At 40.1% G+C, this 17,040-nt stretch carries 11 protein-coding genes (1 of these 11 running past the window's edge); 9 read left to right on the top strand and 2 right to left on the bottom strand.

What is annotated here, in order from left to right:
* Positions 1-31 precede the first annotated feature (31 nt).
* On the top strand, positions 32-2,368 hold the full coding sequence (pcrA, locus tag PO903_RS02365) for a DNA helicase PcrA (protein WP_273592476.1): 2,337 nt from the start codon (positions 32-34) through the stop codon (positions 2,366-2,368).
* Positions 2,369-2,514: 146 nt separating this feature from the next.
* Positions 2,515-4,533 (top strand): NAD-dependent DNA ligase LigA, encoded by a 2,019-nt coding sequence (gene ligA / locus PO903_RS02360; RefSeq protein WP_273592475.1) that lies wholly within the window; start codon positions 2,515-2,517, stop codon positions 4,531-4,533.
* Between the two features lie 143 nt (positions 4,534-4,676).
* Here the strand turns inward: ligA and PO903_RS02355 are convergent, their stop codons facing one another.
* Together PO903_RS02355 and PO903_RS02350 are read right to left on the bottom strand one after the other, a co-directional pair.
* A complete protein-coding gene (locus PO903_RS02355; RefSeq protein ID WP_273592474.1) occupies positions 4,677-5,948 on the bottom strand; it encodes a molybdopterin-dependent oxidoreductase in 1,272 nt (423 codons plus the stop codon).
* A gap of 355 nt (positions 5,949-6,303) precedes the next feature.
* Positions 6,304-7,146, bottom strand: coding sequence for an AraC family transcriptional regulator (locus tag PO903_RS02350; RefSeq protein ID WP_273592473.1), 843 nt, complete (start codon positions 7,144-7,146; stop codon positions 6,304-6,306).
* A 213-nt stretch (positions 7,147-7,359) separates the two neighbouring features.
* On the opposite strand from PO903_RS02350, the gene PO903_RS02345 reads away from it, so the two are divergent.
* From PO903_RS02345 to PO903_RS02315, 7 genes are all read left to right on the top strand, one after another.
* Positions 7,360-9,543 carry an alpha-galactosidase gene (locus PO903_RS02345; RefSeq protein ID WP_273592472.1) on the top strand — a complete coding sequence of 728 codons (2,184 nt, stop codon included), beginning with the start codon at positions 7,360-7,362 and terminating at the stop codon, positions 9,541-9,543.
* 87 nt (positions 9,544-9,630) lie between these two features.
* Positions 9,631-11,415 carry a sensor histidine kinase gene (locus tag PO903_RS02340; RefSeq protein WP_273592471.1) on the top strand — a complete coding sequence of 595 codons (1,785 nt, stop codon included), beginning with the start codon at positions 9,631-9,633 and terminating at the stop codon, positions 11,413-11,415.
* Positions 11,408-12,940, top strand: coding sequence for a response regulator transcription factor (locus PO903_RS02335; protein ID WP_273592470.1), 1,533 nt, complete (start codon positions 11,408-11,410; stop codon positions 12,938-12,940). The genes PO903_RS02340 and PO903_RS02335 overlap by 8 nt, the downstream gene beginning before the upstream one ends.
* Before the next feature lie 77 nt (positions 12,941-13,017).
* A complete protein-coding gene (locus PO903_RS02330; protein WP_069328576.1) occupies positions 13,018-13,983 on the top strand; it encodes an ABC transporter permease in 966 nt (321 codons plus the stop codon).
* A gap of 10 nt (positions 13,984-13,993) precedes the next feature.
* On the top strand, positions 13,994-14,932 hold the full coding sequence (locus PO903_RS02325) for a carbohydrate ABC transporter permease (RefSeq protein ID WP_137226227.1): 939 nt from the start codon (positions 13,994-13,996) through the stop codon (positions 14,930-14,932).
* A gap of 64 nt (positions 14,933-14,996) precedes the next feature.
* A complete protein-coding gene (locus PO903_RS02320) occupies positions 14,997-16,691 on the top strand; it encodes an ABC transporter substrate-binding protein (RefSeq protein WP_273592469.1) in 1,695 nt (564 codons plus the stop codon).
* Positions 16,692-16,870: 179 nt separating this feature from the next.
* Positions 16,871-17,040, top strand: the beginning of a protein-coding gene (locus PO903_RS02315; RefSeq protein ID WP_273592468.1) for a glycosyl hydrolase. 1,531 nt of this gene lie beyond the right edge of the window; the window shows 170 of its 1,701 coding nt (coding positions 1-170); the start codon lies at positions 16,871-16,873; its stop codon lies beyond the right edge, outside the window.

Here is a 17,040-nt window from a genome sequence, read left to right as displayed (position 1 = left end):
TGTTTTATTAAGAAAGGAGCATGACTTCCATATGAATACTGTGAATATACAGGAAGCAATCAATCGATTGAACCCTAGACAAAAAGAAGCCGCGCTCGCAACAGATGGACCGCTATTGATTATGGCTGGTGCAGGTAGTGGTAAAACACGCGTACTAACTCACCGGATTGCCCATATTATTGATGCACGCAAATCAGCACCATGGGGTGTACTAGCAATTACGTTTACGAATAAAGCCGCACGTGAAATGCAAGAACGTGTTTCTCGTTTGGTAGGTCCTGCTGGTCGTGAGATTTGGGTATCTACTTTTCACTCGATGTGTGTGCGTATTTTACGTAAAGATATCGAACGTATCGGATTCACATCTAACTTCTCTATCTTAGATTCTTCGGATCAATTATCTGTTATTCGCTCTTGTATGAAAGACTTGAATATTGATACCAAAAAGTTTGAACCTAAAGCAGTGCAATCTATGATGGGCACAGCCAAAAATGAATTAGTCTCTCCCGCTCAATATGAGCAAAAGATTGGTGACTATTTTGAAGGCATTGTAGCCAAAGTCTATACCAAGTATCAACAACGTCTACGTGCGAATAATTCCTTAGACTTTGATGATCTCATTATGAAGACGATTCAATTGTTTAACGAAGTTCCTGAAGTACTAGAATTTTATCAAAAGAAATTCCGCTATATTCATGTCGATGAGTATCAAGATACGAATAAGGCCCAATATATGCTTTGTAAAATGTTAGCAGAAGCTCATCACAATATTTGTGTTGTTGGAGATAGTGATCAGTCGATCTATCGCTGGCGTGGAGCAGATATCAGCAACATTTTGAATTTTGAAGAGGATTATCCAGAAGCCAAAACGATTTTGTTAGAACAGAATTATCGTTCGACTTCTAATATACTAAGTGCAGCAAATGAAGTGATTGGCAACAATACAGGACGTAAACCGAAAAAGCTATGGACAGATAAAGAAGGCGGAGCCAAAATCAAAGTATATCGTGCTGATTCTGAGCATGATGAAGGATACTTTGTCACTTCTGAGATTCACAAAAGTGTGAAAACCGGGCAACCTTATCGCAACCATGCAATTTTGTATCGTACCAATGCGCAGTCACGGGTTATAGAGGAAATTTTGATCAAATCGGATATTCCTTACCAAATCGTGGGCGGTATAAAGTTCTATGATCGTAAAGAGATCAAAGACTTACTCGGCTATTTACGTTTGCTTTCGAATCCAGATGATGATATTAGTTTAACTCGAATTATCAATGTGCCTAAGCGTGGTATTGGTGATACGACAGTAGCCAAATTAGCAGTAGCAGCGGCAGAAAAAGGCGTTTCTATTTTTAAAGTATTAGAAATAGTAGATGATCTAGGTTTTGCAGGTCGTACACGTAATATGTTGGTTGAATTTTACGATATGATTGCTTCACTTCATCAAATGGTAGAGTATTTATCGGTTACCGAATTAACGGAGAAGATTCTAGAGTTATCTGAATACCGTGTAGAGTTACAACGTGAGAATACACTAGAGTCCAAGGCTCGCTTAGAAAATATAGAAGAGTTTTTATCTGTAACGATGGAATTTGAAAAAAATAACGAAGATCGTTCACTGATTTCATTTCTGACTGATCTAGCATTAATCGCAGATATTGATACGGTAGGCGATGAACCTGAAGAAGATGACGATGCTGTTGTATTGATGACGATGCATAGTGCTAAAGGTTTGGAATTCCCAACTGTATTTATTATAGGCATGGAAGAAGGCGTATTCCCGCATAGTCGAGCTTTTCAAGATAATGAAGAGTTGGAAGAAGAACGTCGTCTAGCGTATGTAGGCATTACACGAGCAGAGAAAAATCTATTCTTATCTTGCGCACAGATGCGTACTTTATTTGGACGAACCACTGCGAATCCACCTTCACGCTTTTTGGAAGAAATTCCAGAAGAGTATAAAGAAGATACAGCAGGAGCTCCTAACTATCGTCGTGGTGGAGCATCGCGCGGAGGAAGTAGTTATGGATCAGGTAATCGTAGCTTTGGAGGTAGTACGAACAGCTTTGGTGGTAAACGCGAAAATACGGCTGCTTTTGGTAGTGGATCATCTGCACGTGCGGTACCTTCTACCAATGCACGAGTGACTGTGACGACAGGAGCTACACCTAAGCCTGTTGCTTCTGGTGGAGGTTCAGATAGCTTCCAAGCAGGTGATAAAGTATCTCATGGCAAATGGGGCATTGGCACAATCGTAGCGGTTAAAGGAACAGGCAACGATATGGAGTTACAAATTGCTTTCCCAGCGCCGACAGGACTCAAACGATTGTTAGCAGGCTTTGCTCCTATTACTAAAGTAGAATAAGGGATAAGCTATAACAAATGATTGGAATCGTGATTAGATTCACTCGATGCGTATTTTCAAAACAGAACCGAATTTCTTACTGTTCGGTTCTGTTTTTTAATTTAAAATAAATATGATCTTATTGAATCCGGGAGGGTATACCACATATGGATCCGATGCATGAAATGGAAGAACTCATTACAGAGCTTAATAAATACAGCTATCACTACTATACGTTGGATGAACCTTTAGTCGATGACAAAGAATACGATGTACTGTATGACCGTTTGATCCAATTAGAAGAAGTGAGTGGAATGGTCTTACCTGACTCACCTACTCAGCGTGTGGGGGGAGAATTGTTAAAAGGATTTTTACCTCATCGTCATCTTTCACCATTATGGAGTCTGGACAAAGCTCAAAATTTAGAAAAATTAGCAAGCTGGCATACACGTGCTCGCAAATTAATTGCAGATTATAATACCAAAAATCCAGACACACCTTTGCCTGAACCATCCTATGCGATCGAACTCAAATTTGATGGTCTTACACTGAATTTAACTTATGAGAACGGTAAATTAGTTCAAGCTGCAACCCGAGGTAATGGAGTAACAGGAGAAGGTATTTTAGAACAAGTCAAAACCATTCGTTCGATTCCTTTATCGATTCCTTTTAAGGAAGGTAAGATCGAAGTGCAAGGCGAAGGCATTATGAACTTATCTGTATTAGCAGCATACAATGATAGTGCTACAGATAAAGACAAATTAAAAAATGCACGTAATGCAGCCGCAGGAGCACTTCGCAATTTAAATCCTAAAGTAACAGCAACTCGTCGGTTAAGTGCCTTTTTCTACAATATAGGTTATATGGACGGCATTCAGTTTGAAAGTCACCAAGAGATGATGCAATTTCTTAAAGACAATCATTTTAAAGTCAATCCGTATATCTTCTACTTTGAGAACTTTGACGATGTGATTGCGCAACTTGAAGATATTCAAGCACAGCGTACAGGATTAGATTACTTAATTGATGGGGCTGTCGTTAAAATTACTGATATGCGTACACGCGAAGTGCTCGGATATACCGACAAATTCCCACGTTGGGCGATTGCGTATAAGTTTGAAGCTGAAGAAACCAGTACGATTCTAGAATCGGTTTCTTGGAATGTAGGTCGTACAGGTAAAATTACACCCCTAGCGCGTGTAGAAGCTGTTGAACTTGCAGGTGTAACCGTACAGAATTGTACGTTAAACAATATTGGAGATATCGAACGTAAAAATTTAAAATATGCTATAGGTACACGTGTCTTTATTCGCCGTTCGAATGAAGTTATCCCAGAGATTCTGGGTAAAGTTACCGAAGAAAACGATGGAGAAGAAATCATTTTTCCAGAGAAATGCCCTGCTTGTGGATTTCCATTAGAACAACGTGGAGCACATCTATTCTGTAACAATACTCTAGAATGTACACCACAGATTATAGCTAAGATTACACATTTCGCTTCTAGAGATGCTATGGATATCGAGACATTTAGTATCATGACCGCTCAACAGTTGCATAGCGAATTAGAAGTGAAAGAACCCGCAGACTTATATGCATTAGAATTTGAAAAATTAGTAGAGTTAGAACGTTTTGGCGAGCGCAAAGCGAAAAATTTATTGCAAGCGATCGAAGACAGTAAAACAAGAGATTTGGCATCATTCCTATATGCTTTAGGTATTCCGAATACAGGCAAATCGACAACTCGGATGCTGGCAGAACATTATCGTGATTTACACAAAGTTATGAATACCACCTTAGAAGAGTTAATTGAATTACCGGATATCGGTAATATCGTTGCGGAAAGTATCGTTGCTTTTTTCGCCGATCCTTTTATGCAGGCAAGTATTCAGAAAATGCTAGACCGAGGCGTACAACCGCAATCTCCTGCTGAGCCAGTAGTCATTAACGTCGATTCTTATTTTGCGGGTAAAACGATAGTTCTTACCGGTACATTACAGACGATGACTCGTGAGGATGCCGCCGCTCGCTTAGAATCTCTAGGAGCCAAGGTGACTGGTAGTGTATCCAAAAAGACAGATATTGTTATCGCAGGTGAAAAAGCAGGTAGTAAACTCACCAAAGCACAAGAGCTTGGTATTGAAGTCATTGAAGACGAAGAAGATTTAAAACGATTGTTGGAATTATAAAAAATAATTGAATCTACATGAAAACAGAAAAATGTATACCATTAAGCTTCTACCATCTATGCCTTATCAACAAAAAAGCAGTGTGTTTCTCTTTAGCTAAGAGTAAACACACTGCTTTTTTATTTATTATCATCAAATTCGACCTAAGCTTTAGGCAACCAGGCATCTTTATCATAACCACGTTGTTCCCAGTATCCTACATGATCTTCAGCAATCAGTTCAATCCGGTTGAGCCATTTTACCGATTTGTAAGCATACATCTGCGGAATAACCAATCGTACTGGCCCACCTAGATCAGCAGGAATAATATTACCATCATGCAATACCGCTACAATAATATCTTTCATCTGCGCTTGATCAAGTGTAAGAGAGTCCGTATAGACATTATCCCCTGAATAAAATTTGACCATGGTCGCAGAAGATTGAACACCTGCTGCTTTTAAAAAGTCACTTAAAGGAATACCTTCCCATGTGTTTTTATACACCGACCATCCAGTGACACAATGAAAGTCGCTCACTTGCACATCACGTTTTAATTTCAAAAATTGTTCCCAGTTCCATGTTTGAGGTTTATCGACCAATCCATCTATTTTGAAATCCCAGTTACTATTATCAAAATTAGGAATAGGTGTCACCGTATACACACGAAACTCACCTTGAGCACCACCACCGATAGGCGGAGCAGATGATTTCAGTGGTGTAGGATCAGGAATCATCTTATTGCCATTACTGGCAGCAACCTGTTCCCATGTACCTCCACTGGTCAAAGAACTTCCCAACCATCTTACAAACGTAGGCCCGATCGATACAGCGAGTCCAACACCTATAGCAGAACGCAAAAAGGTACGTCTTGTGTAAAAAGGAGAAGGAGCCGTTGGTGATGATGCAGCTACTACAGTGCCACTTTTATCCGTAATCGTTTTTTCTACAGTGACTGGTTGTTTGATCGTACGTTTTTTCGGATCTTTTAACCAAGCGGTACGTGTTAGAGAATGATAGATAATATAAGGAAGTCCCACCCAAGTAAGTAGATCATGAACAAATAAAGCCGAGTTAGCTACAGCCGGTCCTACTTGGCGCAATAACCATAATAAGATGCCTGATATAATCCAACCTACCAATAAGACCATAACTACAATAACATTGAATTTTTGCCCGGGTTTATCAGACAGCCTTTTCCAGTGCTTGGCTGCCAGAAATAAGTAATAGACTACAGGGACCAATAAAGCTAATCCTCCTATAATATGAAGCCAACGTACCCAGACTCTAACCTCACCCAGTATTTCTCGCCAAAAACCTCCGACAAGTACCAGACCTGTAACAGCTAGAAGAGCAACAAGCCAAGCATTCCAAGCATGCAACCGAATAAGCTTTTTACCAAATCCTTTTTGAACTGCTGCAATCCAGCGTCCCATGAATCTTCCTCCTTCGAAATGGATCTGCAGCGAATGAATACTATGCAGATCAACACCTTGTATTTATTTTCAGCGATCTCATTACGTCCTATCTGCATATTCGTAATAACAAGCAAAATAGTTCAAAATTCCGACTGGACGACGTCTTGCTCGTGATAGATAACCTGTATGAGAAAGGAAAGAAGAAAAAATGATATGACCGACATATTCAACAACTTTAAATACTAGATATACAAAGTTAAGCTAATATATAAAATTAATTATAAACCTTTCTAGTGGAATAAGGCGAGAAGAGAAGTGACATAAAGCATAAATAGATATCGGTTCGCTAACTTTCTTTTTTGAGCGTATAGAGTCAGTCAATTATTACATTGGCATTCAGTAGCGATTGACTTCGATACTCTCTAGGCGACATCCCTTTAATTTTTTTGAAAATTTTGGAGAACAGTAAAGGATCGATATAGCCTACTGAACGGGCAATATTACCAATCGATAGATCTGTACGGATCAGCATACTGGATGCTGTATCTATTCTGTAACGAATAAGATAATCTTGAATACTGAGCTTGGTTGTTTTTGTAAATAAGGAACATAAGTAACTTCGATTCAATCCGATAAAATGGGCAATATCTTCTACTGTAATCTTTTGAGAAAAATTCATTTCAATAAAATCTTTGACCTGCTCCACATAGATATCAGCGTTACTTCTTGTTTGCGCCATTAGCGTTTTCGGCGCATTTTCCATTAGTAGCGAAAAAATCATATATAACAATCCAGTCAATCGCGTTTCTCGTGCTGCTGGATATTCATTCGATTGAATCATCCACTGTAAATACTGATGTATTCGATCTTTGTGTTCATAATAGATTATTGGAGAAGCAAGAGTCATTCCTGCTTGTTCCAGCAGGGATTCGGCGAGCGTACCATTGAATCCGATCCAACCGTAGGACCATGGTTCTGCTTCGTCTGCTACATAATAGGTAACTACATGGGGACAGATTAGAAAGCCTTGTCCTGAACCAATCGAATGTTGTACTCCATTCACCTCAAAAGTCCCTTTTCCCTCAAATACATAATGAAGCAGATAATGAGTTCTGACTGCCGGTCCAAACTCATGACCAGATATACAATCTTCGATCCCAAATTGGGTGAGATACAATTCGGTGTGTTGTTTGCTTCTTGGTAAATACTCGATCATTAGCGGTTCTCCTTATTTTTATAATATCTATCAAAATAACATATTTTCGAATCATCATGCCATATACGATATAGTCCGTTTCATATAACATTTTTATAGAATAATCATATTCATTGTTGCATACCAGACAATCATTAATCCATATTTTATGAACGATGGTATTACAGGTAGCATGAATATACATAATGGAATGAACAAGAAAGGGTGTTGGTCATGAGTGTAATCGTTCAGGAAGAATTGGGATTGTTTCATCTACAATCGTCCGGTATGAGTTATATGATCCAAATCGTAAATGGATATCCAGTGCATGTATATTGGGGAGCCCCATTGAAGCATCGGTCAGTGATGGAGAACCTGCTTATCCATACGTCTTCGACAACAGGGTTGGATAGACTTCCACAGGAATACCCACAGTATGGAAGTGGAGATTTTCGCAATCCAGCGTATCAGGTCGAATTAGCAGACGGAACTCGTATCACTGAGCTTCAGTACGACAGTTACCGACTGATCCAAGGAAAACCATCACTGAGCGGACTTCCAGCAGTATATACGGAGAATGAATCCGAAGCACAGACATTAGAACTTGTTTTGAAAGATCAGTATTCGGGTCTTACAGTTGTGTTACAGTACACTATTTTTGAACAGCGAAATGTAATCATACGTGCTGCACGCTTCATCAATGAAGGAGAGGAGACACTGCGACTTCGTCGTGCTTTGAGTGCAAGTGTAGATATGTATGGTCAGGATGAACTGGAGATGATTTACTTATCGGGTGCATGGGCAAGGGAAGGCAATATACAGCGAAGATCGCTTCGGCAAGGCGAAATTCGAATCGACAGCAAGCGTGGAATGAGCAGCCATCAGTTTAATCCGTTTGCTGCGCTTGTCACCCCGGAGACGACAGAGAATCATGGTGAAGCTTTTGGTTTCAGTCTGGTGTACAGCGGGGGATTTGAAGCTGTTGCAGAAGTCGATTCGTTTGGCTCCACAAGGTTAGGTATTGGGGTGAATTCGTTTGATTTTGGATGGCAGCTGAATGTCGGAGAAGATTTTCAGACTCCTGAAACAGTGATGGTATATTCCAACCAAGGAATTGGAGAAATGTCGCGGACCTACCATCGTCTGTATCGCAGTCGATTATGCCGTGGAACATACCGTGATCGGGAACGACCAATTCTGGTCAATAACTGGGAAGCGACCTATTTTGATTTCAATGCCGAAAAGCTAGTCTCCATTGCGGAGGAGGGGGCTAGACTCGGGATTGAGTTATTTGTGCTAGATGACGGTTGGTTTGGCAGACGTGACGCTGATAACTCGTCTTTGGGTGATTGGTACGAGGATCGTCGCAAACTACCTGAAGGACTAGCTGATGTAGCGCAGCGTATTCGTGAAACAGGTCTACAATTTGGACTCTGGTTCGAGCCAGAAATGATTTCGCCGGAAAGCGAGCTGTATCGTGAACATCCTGACTGGTGCCTGCATGTTCCGGGAAGAAGACGTAGTGAAGCGAGATGGCAATTGGTACTGGATTATACACGCCCGGAAGTGCGAGATTATATTTATAATTCACTCTCTACGATTTTCTCTACGGTTCCAATCTCTTATGTGAAATGGGACATGAATCGGGCTTTGACAGAGATGGGATCGGCAACATTGCCACCAGAGCGACAAGCTGAGACTGCGCATCGTTATGTACTTGGATTATATGAGCTACTAGAGCGGATTACGGTACAGTTCCCGCACATCTTGTTTGAAAGTTGCGCCAGTGGAGGTGGACGTTTTGATCCCGGAATGCTTTATTATATGCCGCAAACGTGGACTAGCGATAATACTGATGGGGTAGAACGACTCAAGATTCAATATGGCACTAGTCTTGTTTATCCAGTGAGTGCGATCGGTGCACATGTATCAGCTGTACCCAATCATCAGGTCGGACGCAGTACACCCCTTGATTTTCGAGGTAGTGTCGCTATGTCTGGCAATTTCGGGTATGAACTGGATCTCACAGCATTTACTGATGAAGAAAAGAATATCGTTCAGCGGCAGGTTGCCAACTACAAAGAGATTCGCAATCTGGTGCAGCAGGGAGATTTATATCGATTAAAGAGTCCATTTGCAGGGAACCAATCTGCGTGGATGTTCGTCTCGGAAGATAAAATGCAAGCTCTCGTCTATGCTTTTCAGGTTATGGCAATACCTAACGGACCTCAACAAATTCTGCGGTTGGATGGACTGAATCCAGAACTGGAATATGAAGTGAAATCTGATATCAATGAAGAAAGTAGTATATATGGAGGAGACCAATTGATACAGCTCGGTTTGGCTCTTCATTACGAGTCCAAAGACTATCAGAGTCGCTGTTTCACACTTCGAGCCATAGATAGGGTGCTTGAATAAGCAAGAATTGATCCAAAACAGAAAGCCCCTTTTTATAGAAGGGGCTTTTTTTAAATATAAAGCATGCTGGTTACTGGAGGTTAAATCATGTTTTTCGTTCGAATAATGAATGATATGAAAATAAGAAAGAAGTTAGCTATTACGTTTATAACAGCAGCAGGCATCCCTCTACTATTATGTGGTCTTTTTTTGACTGCAAGATTGCGTGAAGTTGTAGTGCAAAGTACTTTGGTGCAGGTATCTAATAATGTGGATCGTGTTCAAAAGCGTACCGCAGAATTAATCAAAGTTCCATTAGATATTTCGAATCGGCTTATGAATGATAATCAGATGAAAAAAACAGCCAGTCAGACGTACAACAGTTATACCGAAGTCATTCAGCAATATCACAATTACACGAATATTCGAGAATATATACAGCTCTATAAAGAGATCTCGGGCATTCGAATATATGCGATCAATCCGGGAGCACTCAACAACTGGGAATTTATGCAGCCGACTCAAAAGTTACTTGATCAGATCTGGTATCAACAAGCAATAGCACAAAAAGGAGTGGTCGGTTGGAATATGATCCAAGATGAACGAACAAATGCTATGGAATTAAGTTTGATTCGCTCATTTCCTTTAGCCGCTTCAGAGCAAAAAGGAGTAATGGTGATTAACGTAAACAAACAACGATTAAGCGCCATTCTGGAACAAGAGTCTTTTCCTACATTTATTGTGGACAGTGAGAATCAACTGGTTGCTTCTAATTCTATAAAAGGGTCGGAACAAGAAGCATCGACTCTGTATAGTAGTAACGATATTTTGAGTCTTGCTGAGGGCAGTTATAATATATCACTCGATGGAAAAGACTCCAAAGTTGTAGTCGCTACCTTACAACCGAATGATAGCTGGAATAGTCTGCGGATGATCTCCGTTTTTTCAATTGCTGAGATTACTCGTGATGCCAATTATGTGATCTTTCTTGGCGCTATAGTGATTGCATCGAGTCTAATTGTTGCCACTTTTCTGACGTATGCTTCTGCTTTATTACTTTCCAGAAGACTACAACGACTCAGCCATCATGTAGACAATGTTCGTTCTGGTTCGTGGAAAACCTTTTTACATATAGATGGCAATGATGAAATTGGAGTGCTGTCTCGCCAGTTCAATGCACTGGTGAAAGACATTGACAGATTATTTCATGAAGTCCAGACAACCAATCGAGAGAAAAGCCTGATAGAACAAAGACAAAATGAAATGAAATTTAAAATGCTAGCGAGTCAGATTAATCCTCACTTTCTATTCAATGCGCTGGAGTCGATTCGGATGGAAGCCCATATTCGCCAGCAGGATGATATTGCCCAAGTCGTATGGTTACTCAGTACGTTGTTGCGTAGTAGTCTTGAGACCAATAGCGATATGATCTTGCTGGAAACAGAACTGAAGTATGTTCAAGGTTATTTGGATATTCAAAAGTTCAGATATGAAGATCGTTTGCAGTATCAGCTAACGATAGAACCCGAAATCCAAAAGATCCGTGTGCCGCCCTTAATTATTCAGCCATTAGTGGAAAATGCGATTATTCATGGTTTGGATCATCGTGCAGAAGGTGGACAGATTAGAGTAGAGGTCACGCAGATCATAGGAGGAGCTCAAATTCAGGTGAGCGATAATGGTACCGGCTTTTCAGCCGAGCGACTGGAAAGTGTACAACAAGAGCTTGCTTCTCCTGCCAATGATTCAAAAGAACAGCGGATTGGTCTTCGTAATGTAAATGATCGGCTTGTGTTGTTGTATGGTCAAGCAAGCATTTTGCATATTAAGAGTAGCTACGGAAGCGGAACGACTATCACATTTATTGTACCGGGAGGCGATGATATTGATTAAAGTTCTTATTGTAGATGATGAACCGAAGTTGCGACAGGGGCTTCAAACATTAATTCCATGGAAGAAATTAGGCTTTGAAGTGATTGCAGTGGCGGCCAATGGAGAAGAAGCACTTAGGATCATTGCTGAAAAGCAGCCGGATATTGCACTTGTTGATATTCGAATGCCACTTATGGATGGGCTACAGTTACTTCAAGCTGTATCTTCAGAGGGATATCGTCTACACGTTATCATCTTGAGTGGCTATGCCGATTTTGAGTATGCAAAACAGGCGATCAAATACGGTGTTGATGGTTATCTTCTCAAGCCAGTGGATATTCAGGAGATGACCTATACGATGGAACGCATTCGTGAACAGATAGAGCAGGAACAAATAACAAAGACAGATCAGACTTGGCTGCTTCAGCGTTTGCTTGTTCCGCAACATACAGAAGATTCTATAGTTTTGCGAAATATAGCAGAGGATGCAGGAGTATTTTGGGAGAGTTACGAGATTGTTATTGTACGTCCACAAAATGCCAATGTGGATCTTTCGGATAAATTACATACATTCCTAAATAAGTTAAAGCCATCTCTAGAATATGACGGTAACGGAGTAGTCACTGTCTTTTCATCCTATATCGTTATATTACTCAATCAACCGCTACGTGGTACAAAGTCTCGCCAGAAATATTATCAATGGCTTAAACAGACACTCGGGAGCAGTGAATTTATTGCTGCTACAGGTGGAGCTGTATCAACACCCGAGAAGATACATATGTCTTTTGCAGAAGCTGAATCTGCTTTAAAACAGGCATTTTTTCATGAAAAAGAAGAATCAGTAAGAGTGAGCTCTGCAAATTGTCTGGTACCGAATGCTATGGATACAAGGAATAGCCTTCCAGATGAAATGATGGGAGAGTTTACTCTGCGCTTATATTACAGTTTGGACACAGGCAATCATAAGATGATCCGACCGCTATTGGAGCAAGCTCTTTCTTTTTTTCTTGCTCAAAAGTATGACGAAACCCATATTAAAGAATCTTTTTTCTATCTATGCCATGCAGTGCTACACAAATTGAACATACATTCCTATACACACTGGAAAGATACAGAGAAGATTTCACATTTTTTAAAAGGAATTTTTGCATATGAGTATCTGACTGATCTTTTAGCAGAAATCCACTCTTTTCTGACGATGCTTGCCAAAGATACGGCACCAGAAGGTAAAGAAAAAGAATTAAAAATGATGATTAGCATTATTCATAATCATTATAGTGACCCTTTGAAGTTGGAGACACTGGCAGGAACACTGAATTACAGTACAGCTCATTTGGGTCAGATCTTCAAGAATAAAACAGGGGAATACTTTAATACTTATCTAGACAAAATCCGTATTCAAAAAGCCAAGGAATTATTAAATCAAGGAATGAGAGTCTATGAAGTCTCGGAAAAGGTCGGCTATACAAGTGTTAATTATTTTTATAGCAAATTCAAAAAGTATGAAGGATGCTCACCTTCGGATTTTAAAATCCATAATTTGTAGATGATTTTCACCGAAATTCGTTGTATGTCGGCTTGATGTTCTCTGATTTAAGATAAAAGTCAGAGAGGAGGGGGAATATGAGCAAACGGATATTAGAAAAGGAAAGCGTATACAAAAAAGTAAGCCCAATCAGAAAAGGTAAATGGAAAGAATGGCATAATCAAAGATATTTGTACTACATGTCTATTCCATTTGTACTTTGGGTGTTTGTGTTTCAGTATTTTCCTTTGTGGGGTTGGACGATGGCTTTTCAAAAGTATAGACCAGGGTTAGGTTTTTTTGAACAGAAGTGGGTGGGTTTGGAACACTTTCGCACTTTGTTTCAAGATGACCACTTCTATCAGGTTCTTCGTAACACACTGGCAATGAGTTTTATGGGGCTGGTGGCAGGGTTTGTAGTGCCAGTCATTTTTGCCTTAATACTTAATGAAGTTCGAATTGGGGTCATGAAGCGATTTGTACAGACCGTATCTTATCTGCCTCACTTTGTATCATGGGTAGTTGCAGCAGGGATTGTTACCAAAATGCTGTCCACAGATGGTGGTGTTGTAAACAGTATATTGCTAGGTCTCAATCTGGTCGATCAGCCGATTCCGTTTATGTCTCAAGGACATTGGTTTTGGTATATCGTCACCAGTGCAGATATTTGGAAAGAAACGGGCTGGAACGCCATCATTTATCTGGCTGCTATTTCAAGCATTGGTCCCGAACTATATGAAGCTGCACGAGTAGATGGTGCCAGCCGTCTAAAACAAATGTGGCATATTACACTACCGGGCATCCGACCGACCATTATTGTGCTTCTCATTATGTCTATTGGTCACCTGCTAGGTAATGGCTTTGAAAAGCAATTTCTGCTAGGTAATCACATGGTCATTGATTATTCTGAAGTTCTTGATTTGTATGCGCTTAATTATGGATTGTCCATGGGTCGCTACTCATTCGGTACGGCGATCAATATTTTTAACTCGGTGATTAGTCTGTTCTTGTTGTTTGCAGCGAATGGCATTTTTAAACGTGTTACTAAAGAAAGCATTATGTAAGGAGGAAGAAATGGGAACTGCCAACAGTACGACATCGGCTAGCCGTTCTAAAAATAAACTACATACCAAATCGATACAGGATCGCATTTTGGAAGTGATCGTTTATGTATCCATGATTCTGGTAACTGTGCTAACACTATATCCATTTCTTAATGTACTGGCCATTTCTCTGAATGATTCGGTTGATACCGTCAGAGGGGGGATCACAATCTGGCCAAGAGAATTTACATTGAAAAATTACGATTTGATTTTTACGTACAAAGGTTTGATTACTGGATTTCAAAACTCTGTGTTGCGAACAGTTATCGGAACCGTATTAGGGTTGTTAAGTGGATCGATGCTGGCGTTTGTACTTGCACGTAACGATTTTGGAGGAAGAAGATGGATCTCCATGTTTTTAGCAATCACTATGTATGTATCAGGTGGAATGATCCCCGGATTTATTCTGATGAAGGATCTGCATTTGATTAATACGTTTGCGGTATATGTTTTACCGGGTCTAGTTAGTGCATTTAATATTTTTGTTATTCGTTCTTTTATAGATGGTTTGCCTTACGCTCTACAGGAATCTGCCAAACTGGATGGAGCCAATGACTTTGTCATCTACTGGCGTGTTATTCTTCCACTTTGCAAACCAGCACTGGCGACTGTAGCGCTCTTTTTGGCAGTAGGACAATGGAATTCCTGGTTTGATACGTATTTGTTTAACGGGTCTAATGAAACGTTGACTACTCTACAATATGAATTAATGAAAATTTTACAGAGTACGACAACCAGTGCAACCAATTCTCAGGATGCTTCCAATATGGCTGAACGGATGGCACAGGTATCACCCGAGTCTGTCAAAATGGCAATTACTATCATCGTAACGATACCTATTCTGATTGTTTATCCTTTCTTGCAGAAATATTTTGTAAAAGGAATGACGCTTGGAGCTGTTAAAAGTTAAACCGTTTATATCTGACTGCTATAGTCTCAGATCTATGATTTATCATAATGAAGGAGGAAGCTTCATGAAGTCAGGCAACAAAAAAATAGTAGCTTCTGTATTATCGCTGGTCATGATCACAGCGCTGGTAGGATGTAGCAATCCTTTCGCTACAGATTCGTCTGGAGATCATCTACCTGATAGCGGAGATGGAAAGCAACCAATCACCTTCACTTATTTTTCTGAAGATTCCAGTACCAATTGGAATAATATGAACGATGAAGTCGGCAAAGTAATCAAGGCGAAAACCGGTGTTACCTTAAGCGCAGAATTTGCTGTAGGCGATCCAGTTCAAAAGCTCTCATTAATCGCAGCAACTGGTAATTATCCAGATTTGATTGCAGCGAAAGCAGATGTGGGCAAACTGGTCGATGCAGGAGCTATTCTTGATCTTACTGATCTGATCAATGAACATGCACCCAATATCAAAAAAATGCTGGGAGACAAAATCGTTCGCACCAAATACAGTCTGGATGATCAAGCAATCTATGCTGTTCCTACCTGGTCAGCTGTAGATGAGAAAAAAATCAGAGCAGACGCAGGATTTGAACTACAGCATCGTGTTGTTAAGGAAGCAGGGTATCCTGAAATCCGTACAGTACAGGATTATGAAAAAGTGATCCAGTCTTATTTATCCAAACATCCATTAGATGAGAACGGTAATAAGAATATCGGGATGTCACTGAATGCGGATGATTGGCATATGTATCAGGTAACCAATCTTGGATTCCAGACAACTGGAGGCCCTGATGACGGAGAATATTATATCGATCAGAAAACACATCAAGCGACCTATCATTTTCGTCGTCCGGAAGAAAAGGAATTTTTTCGCTGGTTGAACCATATGAATGCGATCGGGTTATTAGATCCAGAAAGTTTTGTTCAAAAAACCGATCAATTCAAAGCTAAAGTGGCTTCAGGAAGAATTCTAGGTCTTGCTGATCCGGAATGGGATTATGGAGATGGCCAAAATGCGCTTAGAGCAGCAAGTAAGTTTGATCAAACATATGGTCATTATCCTGTTACTATGAGCAAGGAGTATAAAGATACCAGTTTCTGGCTAGCTGGATTTGATGGTGGCTATGGTATTTCGATCTCCAGTACATGCAAAGACCCAGTACGTGCAATCAAGTTTCTTGACTTTTTAGCTTCAGAAGAAGGTCAGGTTCTAAATAACTGGGGAATTGAAGGCAAGCATTATACTGTCAAAAACGGCAAACGCTCATTTATACCAGAAGTGCAGGAGAGAGCGAATAATGATAGTGCCGCATTTCAGAAAGAAGCGGGTCTTGGTCTGTACTGGAATATGATGGTTCATTATGGAGATGGCATTAAAGATTCGACAGGCAATTACTTTACTCGTAATTATCCAGAATTACTAAGTCTCAATTACAGTAATGCTGAGAAAGAGACACTCAAAGCATACAAAGCTAAACACTGGAAAGATCTTTTTCCAACCGAAGAAGACTTCCAGCCACGAGCTTATGGAGCAGCTTACACCATATCTCTTCCTAATGATGATCCATCTATGATTTTGGGAGCGAAGATGAAAGATATTACATGGAAGTATATCCCGGAAGCTGTGATGTCCAAACCGGAAGATTTTGACCGAATTTGGGATGCCTACATGGCGGAATTAGAAAAAGACGGCGTTCAGGAAATGGAAAAAATATATACACAGCATATTCAGGATCGTATTAAGTTATGGTCAGCACAATGATTAGCATAATAGAGTAAGTGATTTTTCTCAAAAAGATGTATAGCTAGATATAAGTTAAATGGACGGCTTGTTCAATATTCGATTATACAAGCCGTCCATTTTCATCACTTTACTGTAAACGATTACAAAATGATTCTTTCTACTACATCCAAATCAAAAATGAGAGTGAGGAAGATTAAGTGAAAAAAACAGGCATTGTCTTGATGGTTATTATCATGTTTGTTTCTCTAATTCCATTATCATCAGCAAAGGGAAAAGCAGAAATCTATGAAGCAGAGAATGGATTATTGCAGGGAGTCGATGAAGCTTCTACCGTAACGGGTTATTCAGGAGATGGATATGTAACAGG

Origin of the sequence: Paenibacillus sp. PK4536, from assembly GCF_028594455.2 — a bacterium.
In the GTDB taxonomy this organism is placed as follows: domain Bacteria; phylum Bacillota; class Bacilli; order Paenibacillales; family Paenibacillaceae; genus Saccharibacillus; species Saccharibacillus nuruki.
This window is presented reverse-complemented; position numbering and strand designations above follow the sequence as displayed.

Excerpts from the sequence above, each read along its gene's own strand:
- PO903_RS02330 (WP_069328576.1), top strand. The coding sequence starts at position 13,018 with ATGAGCAAACGGATATTAGAAAAGGAAAGCGTATACAAAAAAGTAAGC.
- PO903_RS02320 (WP_273592469.1), top strand. The coding sequence starts at position 14,997 with ATGAAGTCAGGCAACAAAAAAATAGTAGCTTCTGTATTATCGCTGGTC.
- PO903_RS02355 (WP_273592474.1), bottom strand. The coding sequence starts at position 5,948 with ATGGGACGCTGGATTGCAGCAGTTCAAAAAGGATTTGGTAAAAAGCTT.
- PO903_RS02325 (WP_137226227.1), top strand. The coding sequence starts at position 13,994 with ATGGGAACTGCCAACAGTACGACATCGGCTAGCCGTTCTAAAAATAAA.
- PO903_RS02350 (WP_273592473.1), bottom strand. The coding sequence starts at position 7,146 with ATGATCGAGTATTTACCAAGAAGCAAACAACACACCGAATTGTATCTC.
- pcrA (WP_273592476.1), top strand. The coding sequence starts at position 32 with ATGAATACTGTGAATATACAGGAAGCAATCAATCGATTGAACCCTAGA.
- ligA (WP_273592475.1), top strand. The coding sequence starts at position 2,515 with ATGGATCCGATGCATGAAATGGAAGAACTCATTACAGAGCTTAATAAA.
- PO903_RS02340 (WP_273592471.1), top strand. The coding sequence starts at position 9,631 with ATGTTTTTCGTTCGAATAATGAATGATATGAAAATAAGAAAGAAGTTA.
- PO903_RS02345 (WP_273592472.1), top strand. The coding sequence starts at position 7,360 with ATGAGTGTAATCGTTCAGGAAGAATTGGGATTGTTTCATCTACAATCG.